The organism is Aggregatilinea sp. (genome assembly GCF_036822615.1).
Classification (GTDB): domain Bacteria; phylum Chloroflexota; class Anaerolineae; order Aggregatilineales; family Aggregatilineaceae; genus Aggregatilinea.
Genome location: NZ_DAISHJ010000003.1, coordinates 83081 through 90345 on the forward strand (window position 1 = coordinate 83081; position 7265 = coordinate 90345).

Consider the following 7265-nt stretch of genomic DNA (forward strand, 5'->3'; position numbering starts at 1 on the left):
TATCCTATGCGCTGGTGAGCTGCTCCGCCCGCGAAACGCCCACGCTGTAGTACTTGGCTTCGGGATGGTGCACGACGATCGCCGCTGTGGACTGCTCGGGTACGAGCTGGTACGCGGCGGTCAGGGTCATGCCCAGTTTTTCCTCGGCGGGCAGCAGGCGGAACAGGGTCGCATGATCCTCCAGATCCGGGCAAGCCGGATACCCCCAACTATACCGCTTGCCGCGCGAGACCGGAATGCCCAATTCGCGGTTGACGTGGCGATTCATGTAGGTCGCGGTCGCTTCGGCGGTCTGCACGGCGAGGCCGTGGAAGAAATAGGCGTCGGTGTATTCATTGGCCGCTTGCAGGCGATCGAAGGCATCCGTCGCGCCTGCGCCGACCGTCACGACCTGCAGCGGGCACACGTCCACGCGATCGCCCCCGACCGGCGCGAAGTAGTCCGCGAGGCACAGGTATTCCCCGAACGGCTGGCGCGGGAAGTGGAAGCGCGCGATCTCGTTCAGCCCGCCATCCCGCGCATAAATAGTCGGATCGTAAATCGCCAAATCGTCACCATCCGACTGCGCCGGGAAGTAGCCATACACCGCCTGCGGGCGCAGCGTGCCCGCAGCCAGCGCCTCGCGCTTCATGCGGTCCAGCCGCGCCTCGAACTCGGATTCAAGCTGGTCCCATTCCGCGCCGTGCGTGTTGCGCGCGCCCCAGCTCAGGCGGAACAGTTCGCGCTTGTCGAGATGCGGAAAAACCGAATCGAGCGGAATGTCCAGCACAGCCCGCGCACCCCAGAACGGCGGCGTGGGGATGACTGGCGCGGGCTTGATTGCGGACACGCGCGCTTTTTCCGTACGCTGCTTCACGGCGGGCTCAGGCTTACCCATCTCTGCGTGGGCTTCGGTCAGAGCGCGGTCCAGCAGTTTCTCGCGCTTTTCCGGCACGGTGAGCTGGTCCATCACGTCCAGACCCTCGAAGGCATCCTTGCAGTAGAACACGCCCGGCTGGTAAGCGTCGCCCGACTCTTCCAGGAACAGGATGCGCCGCCCGAACGCGCGGTTGATCGCCGCGCCACCAATCAGCACGGGGTAGTTCAGGCCACGCCGGGCCAGCTCGTTGATGATGAGCGGCATCTGCTTGGACGTGCTGACCAGCAGCGCGCTCAGGCCGATGGCATCGGCCTTGTGGTCGATCGCCGCCTGGATAATCGTGTTGGCCGGGACCTGCTTACCGAGGTCGTGCACGGTGTAGCCGTTGTTGCTCAGGATGGTACGCACGAGGTTCTTGCCGATGTCGTGCACGTCGCCGTAGACGGTTGCCAACACGACAACGCCCTTGGTCGAGCCTTCCTTGCGCTCCAGGAAGTTTTCGAGATACGCGACGGCCTTCTTCATCACCTCGGCGCTTTGCAGCACGAACGGCAGGATCAGCTCGCCCGCGCCAAACTTGTCGCCCACCTCTTTCATGGCGGGCAGCAGCACGGTGTTCAGCACCGTGACGGCATCGTGGCGCGTCAGGCAGTCGTCGATCAGCGCTTCGACGCCTTCCTTCTTGCGGTGCACAATCTGCCAGTGGAGCGCTTCTTCGGCGGTCATATCTTCAGTGGGATCGACCTGCTCCGCCCCGCCTACGGCGACGTCGTGCTCCTCGTAGTACCGGATGAAGTGCGCCAGCGCGTCGGGGTGCGTGTTGAAGATCAGCGCGTCGGCCAGCTTGCGCTGGTCCTCGGGGATCTCCGCGTAGGGCGTAATGTGCGCCGGGTTGACGATCGCCATGTCCAGCCCCGCCTCAACGCAGTGCGTCAGGAAGACGCTGTTGAGCACCGCGCGCGCGGCGGGCGACAGCCCAAAGCTGACGTTGCTGACGCCCAACGAGGTCAGCACGCCGGGCAGTTCGGCCTTGATGCGCTTGATGCCGTCCATCGTCTCGACGGCGCTGCCCGCCATCTCCGGGTCGCCGGTCGCCAGGGTGAAGGTCAGCGCGTCAAAGATCAGGTCTTCGGGCGCGAGGCCGTACTCGTTCACGGTGATGTCGTGGATGCGCCGCGCAATCTCGAGCTTGCGTTCGGCGGTCTTAGCCATGCCCTGCTCGTCGATGGTCAGCGCGACCACCGCCGCGCCGTGCTTGCAGGCAATCGGCACGATCGCCTCGATCTTAGCCAGGCCATTTTCCAGGTTGATGCTGTTGATAATGCCCCGGCCCGGGTACAGGCTGAGGGCGGCTTCGGCCACGTCCGGCTCGGTCGTATCGATCATCAGCGGCACATCCACGCCCATCGCCAGCTTTTTGACCACTTTGCGCATCTGCTCGGCTTCGTCGGCGCGCTCGGTGAGGGCCACGCATACGTCGAGGATGTGCGCCCCGGCGTCCACCTGCTGCCGCGCGACCTGTAAAATGCCATCGTAGTCTTCTTCCAGCAGCAGGCGTTTGATCTTGCGGCTGCCCTGGCTGTTGACGCGCTCCCCGATCAGCGTGGGCGGCGGGGACTGGCGCATCGCCATCGCGCGCATCCCGCTCGATACGGCGGCCTCGGCTTCCGGCTGGCGCGTGGGTGGATCGCGCCGCGCGTCGGGCGCACCCTTCACGCGCTCGACCAGCTTTGCAAGGTGCTCCGGCGTCGTGCCGCAGCAGCCACCGACCACATTCACACCCCAATCGACAAACTCCGACAGCATCGCCGCGAACGGATCGGGCTGCATCGGGTAGACCGCCTCGCCTTCGACGTTGATCGGAAGTCCGGCGTTGGGCAGAATGCTCAACGGCTTCGTGCTGTGTTCCACGAGGTACTTTACCGGCTGCGCCATGTGCTCCGGCCCGGTCGAGCAGTTGAGGCCCAGCACGTCGATCGGCAGCGATTCGAGCGTGGTCAGCGCGCTGGCGATGTCCGTGCCGAACAGCATACGTCCCGACGTATCGAGCGTAACCTGTACCTGCAGCGGCACCTTGATCCCGGTCCGCTCGAAAGCATGGTCGATGCCGACCACCGCCGCGCGCACTTCGAGGATGTCCTGGCTGGTTTCGACCAGCAGCACGTCCACGCCGCCTTCCAGAAGGCCCTGCGCCTGCTCCCCGAAGATGGCTGACAGTTCATCGAACGTCACGTTGCTCAGGTCGGGGTCGTCGGAGCTGGGCAGCTTGCCGCTGGGGCCGATGCTGCCCGCCACGTAGCGCGGGACGCCTGTCTCCGCCGCGTAGCGATCCGCCACGCCGCGCGCCAACCGCGCCGCCGCCTGGTTGATCTCCAGCACGCGATCCTGCAAGCCATACTCGGCCAGCGTCAGACGGTTGGAGCGGAAGGTATCCGTCTCGACCACCTCGCTGCCCACGGCCAGAAACGAGGCATGGATCGCTTCGATCACATCCGGGCGGGTGATCACCAGATAGTCGTTGCAGCCCTCGGTGCGCGCGCCGCCAAAATCCTCGGCGGTCAGGTTATAGCGCTGGATGCTGGTACCCATCGCGCCATCGTAAATCAATACGTGGTCCGCAATCGCGTCAAGATAACGCCGGTTGGTAAAAGCACGCTCGTGTGATTTTGTCGCGTTCGTCATGGGGATTCGCCTCTTCTGGTGGCCTTCGCCGCCGGTCGCCGCACGGAGCCTCAGCCCCGCGAACTAAAACGCCCCTACAGCAACAAGGGGCGTCCGTGAATATGCATCTCGCGGGCCCTCATCTTCCAGTAGGCGCTGCCGGAGTTGGCACCGTACTGGCCGGTTGTGGCCAGGGGTTGCCGCGGGTTCACAGGGCCGGTCCCTCCCCCGCTCTGGATGAGGTGAAACTGCGGATGATCGTACCATAAGTCAGACCGGCGTGCCAATTAAGTCCGCCCATGCCGTATGATTCTATCCCGTTTGCCGAACCTGTTTGAGCAGGAAGCTCGACGTTCCATCATTTTGGGTATAATACAACCATTATCAGAGGCAACTCCCCGCTCCGCGAAAGGACTGTCGCCGCAATGCACCTCGATATTGCGCTGCTCGGCTTCGGCAACGTCGCCCGCGCCCTGGCGCGCCTGCTGGACGTCAAAGCTGCCACTCTCCGCGATGAATACGACCTCACCTTCCGTGTCACGGGCATCGCCACCCAGTCGCGCGGATGCGCGATCGATCCCGACGGGTTGGACTTACAGGCCGCGCTGCGCGCCGTCGAAGCAGGCGAGCGGTTGGACACGCTGCACAAGGGCGAACCGGTCAGCGATACGCTGGCGTTCATCGATGTTTGCCCTGCTGATTTAGTCATGGAAGCAACGTGGCTGAATCCCCGGACGGGCCAGCCCGCCACCGATTACGTCCGCGCCGCGCTCAAGGCCGGGCGGCACGTCGTCACGGCCAACAAGGGTCCGGTCGCGTTCGCCTACCAGGAACTGCGCGCGCTTGCCGCGGAAAAAGATCTCGGCTTCTTCTTCGAGAGTACGGTCATGGATGGCGCGCCGGTCCTCAGCGTGGGACGCGAGGGACTGTTGGCGACGACGATTCTGCGCATTCAGGGCGTCCTGAACAGTACGACAAATTTCGTGTTGAGCGCACTGGAACAGGGAACCACATTCGATGAGGCCGTGCGGCAGGCGCAAGCGATTGGCGTCGCGGAAGCCGACTCGGCGACCGATCTCGAAGGCTGGGACGCCACCGTCAAAACGGTCGTGCTGGCTAACGTGATCATGGGCGCAGATCTGCACCCGGCGGATGTAGATCGCACCGGCATCATGGGGATCACCGTGCAGGACGCGCAAGCCGCATTGGAAGCGGGCGAGCGCATCAAGCTGCTGTGCGACGTCGTGAACGAAAATGGCGCAGTGCGCGCCAGTGTGAAGCCTACCCGCCTGCCGCTCAGAGATCCGCTGTGTCAGGTGTCCAGAACCAGCAGCGCCGTTACCTTCCAGACGGACACGCTTCACCAATTGACCATCGTCGAAGGCGACACGGACCCCACGACCACGGCGTACGGGATGCTCGTGGATATGGTCAATATCGCGCGCGGTCGTTTTCGCGGCAGTTAGTTAAACAGAGCGGACGCGCCTATACTTGGTGTGGGTCCCACTACAACAGCTTTCAATCAGGACCGGGCCTGCAATCTGTCAGGTGTCCCAGGATCAACGTGCGATGAACCGCGACCAGACGCGCATCAACCAGCTTACATCCCCTTACAGCCCGTTCAATCCGCCGCAGTTGTCGTTGGACTTCAGCGATCTACTGTCGCTGATCTGGCGCATCGACCGCCACGCCGGGCAAAAGCACCTCGCGCAGTATTACATGGAGTGCACGCGCGCTCTTTCACGTGCGTTCCGCTTCGAGCAGCGCAGCCTGGGCCGCGTGATCCGCACCACAGAGCCGGGGCGCATGTACGAGATGCTCGGCAATGTGCCCTTTCGCGAAACGCACCGCCTTTCAGACGCTTCCGCACGCCGCGCCGCGATCCAGCAGCTAGCGCAGCTCCGCGCGGACGTGCTGTCGATCGGCGTCTACCAGCACAACTGGATCGTGGGCTGGCCGGGCAGCGGCGTGCAGGATCTGGAACTGCGCGAGCGGATCTTCGCCACATTGTTCACCGCCCTCCCCAGCCAGTACAGCCACTTCGGACGCCTGATCCTGGTGATCGACATCGTGCTGCAGGAACTGCTGTTGGGCAACCGCGAGAGCAGCGAGTTCACGCTAGGCACGCTAATCGACCGGTTCGGCTACCCGGACCCGGAGGATCAGCGCGTGCGCGATCTGTACAGCGGCGAGTTGAAGGATTGGGCGACTTAGCCCTTCGGCAGCGCTTTGGTCAGGTACACCACCGGCTCCAGGCCACAACCCAGGTCCAGCTCGATGGTGCGCGCGTCCTTGAAACCGAGCCGCCGGTACAATGCCAGCGCGCGTGGATTGGACAGCGCCGCGCCGATTTCGAGCGTGCGCACGCCCAGTTCCGCCGCGGCATCACTGAGCGCCTGCACCAACCGCGTGCCGACGCCGCGCCCGCGCAGCTTGGCGGTTACAATCAAGTCGCTGATTTCGCCCGCACGCGGCCAGAGCGTCAGCAGGCCGAAGCCACAGGGTGCGCCATCGCAAATGGCAACCAGCGCCAGCCCGCGATGATGCGACGCCATTTTTTCAGTGCGGCGCAGCATATCCGCCGCTGTGGACAGTGTGCGATCGCGCCAGCAGGTCTGGATCAGCGCGTCGGCGTCGGCAGGTTGAGCGGGACGGATAAAAAGGGACAGAGTGGGAGTTTCGAGTTCTGAAGGCAGCATAGAGGCCATTGAATTATTTGAATTTATGATTGAAAGAGGTTCCATCACCAGTCAAGACATGGCAGGACTATAGCATAAAGCGTGCGAAGCGGGTAGGAAATAACGATGAAGCAAAACGTGTACACCATATACGTTCGGACCGGCGACGATCCTGACGGGGGAACCGACGGCACTATTTTTATCCAACTTTTTGGCACGACCGGACAAACCGAAAACATCTTTTTGCCCGCGCGGGATATTTTTTCGTTCGAGACGAACGGCACGGATAAGTTTGTGCTTCAGGTGCCCGATGTAGGCGAGCTTACGCGCTGCTGCCTGCGCCTGGAGAGCGGCACGGGCGATCCGGTACGCTGGCAGGTCAAGGACGTGCGCATCGAAGACGACGAGACGGATCGCACCTGGAGCTTCGGCTTCAATCGCTGGCTGAACTCGGACGATCCTGCCGCCGCCACAGCATGCGCCGCCGGGTGATCGTCGGGCGGCGCGTCAGGGAAACGCTATTGCACAAACGGGCATTCTTGGCTAATCTGGCTGGCGCAAAGGGGAGCCGCACGGTGAAGTGGCGCAGCCTGGAGCCGGTATGGGGAATCCGGCCCGACATGGAGGAGCATTTCATGCGCAAGCATCGTTCCTGGCCGGTTTGGAGTATGGTGATCGCCATGCTGGCCGCTGCATCGATGGCATGCAGCCTGAGCCGGACCAGTGATACCGCCACCGAAGACATCGACAGCCACCCCCTGGTCGCATTGATCGCACCGGTCAACAGCAGCGTCTTCGCAGAGGGTGCTGTCGTGCGGTTGTACGCGATCGCGCAGGATTCGCTTTCGGGTGTAGCGCGGATCGAGTTCCGCATCGACGATGTGCCGGTGGGTGAAGTCACCTCGCCGCAGCCGGAAGGCCAGACCTCGCTCGAAGGCACGGTTGAATGGACCGCGGCAGGCCGAACGGGCCACCTGATCACGGTGGAAGGGTTCCGGGCCAACGGATCGTCGCTGGGCCTGAGCGACGCGGCGATCAAAGTCGTGGCACGGCCCGCCGAACAAGCG

6 protein-coding genes and 1 riboswitch are annotated in these 7265 nt (G+C 63.5%); of the genes, 4 read left to right on the forward strand and 2 right to left on the reverse strand.

The window, feature by feature from the left end; genetic code table 11:
* Positions 1-4 precede the first annotated feature (4 nt).
* Positions 5-3541, reverse strand: a complete 3537-nt coding sequence (gene metH / locus V7116_RS02265; RefSeq protein WP_324389991.1) for a methionine synthase — start codon at positions 3539-3541, stop codon at positions 5-7.
* 115 nt (positions 3542-3656) lie between these two features.
* Positions 3657-3764, reverse strand: a riboswitch (SAM riboswitch).
* Between the two features lie 181 nt (positions 3765-3945).
* Between metH and V7116_RS02270 the strand changes: the two genes are divergently transcribed.
* Positions 3946-4986: a hypothetical protein gene (locus V7116_RS02270; RefSeq protein WP_324389993.1), complete on the forward strand. Its 1041-nt coding sequence runs from the start codon at positions 3946-3948 to the stop codon at positions 4984-4986.
* A gap of 103 nt (positions 4987-5089) precedes the next feature.
* Positions 5090-5734 (forward strand): hypothetical protein, encoded by a 645-nt coding sequence (locus tag V7116_RS02275; protein ID WP_324389995.1) that lies wholly within the window; start codon positions 5090-5092, stop codon positions 5732-5734.
* Here the strand turns inward: V7116_RS02275 and V7116_RS02280 are convergent.
* Positions 5731-6219: a GNAT family N-acetyltransferase gene (locus V7116_RS02280; protein WP_324389997.1), complete on the reverse strand. Its 489-nt coding sequence runs from the start codon at positions 6217-6219 to the stop codon at positions 5731-5733. The two genes, V7116_RS02275 and V7116_RS02280, sit on opposite strands and share 4 nt — an antisense overlap.
* 105 nt (positions 6220-6324) lie before the next feature.
* Here V7116_RS02280 and V7116_RS02285 point away from each other — a divergent pair, with 105 nt between their 5' ends.
* Positions 6325-6690, forward strand: coding sequence for a PLAT/LH2 domain-containing protein (locus V7116_RS02285; RefSeq protein ID WP_324389998.1), 366 nt, complete (start codon positions 6325-6327; stop codon positions 6688-6690).
* 83 nt (positions 6691-6773) lie between these two features.
* A partial coding sequence (locus V7116_RS02290) for an Ig-like domain-containing protein (RefSeq protein ID WP_324390000.1) occupies positions 6774-7265 on the forward strand: 492 nt, incomplete at its 3' end.

What these genes read in the sequence shown, in the direction of transcription:
- metH (WP_324389991.1), bottom strand. Translation starts at nt 3,541, where the DNA reads ATGACGAACGCGACAAAATCACACGAGCGTGCTTTTACCAACCGGCGT.
- V7116_RS02270 (WP_324389993.1), top strand. Translation starts at nt 3,946, where the DNA reads ATGCACCTCGATATTGCGCTGCTCGGCTTCGGCAACGTCGCCCGCGCC.
- V7116_RS02275 (WP_324389995.1), top strand. Translation starts at nt 5,090, where the DNA reads ATGAACCGCGACCAGACGCGCATCAACCAGCTTACATCCCCTTACAGC.
- V7116_RS02280 (WP_324389997.1), bottom strand. Translation starts at nt 6,219, where the DNA reads ATGCTGCCTTCAGAACTCGAAACTCCCACTCTGTCCCTTTTTATCCGT.
- V7116_RS02285 (WP_324389998.1), top strand. Translation starts at nt 6,325, where the DNA reads ATGAAGCAAAACGTGTACACCATATACGTTCGGACCGGCGACGATCCT.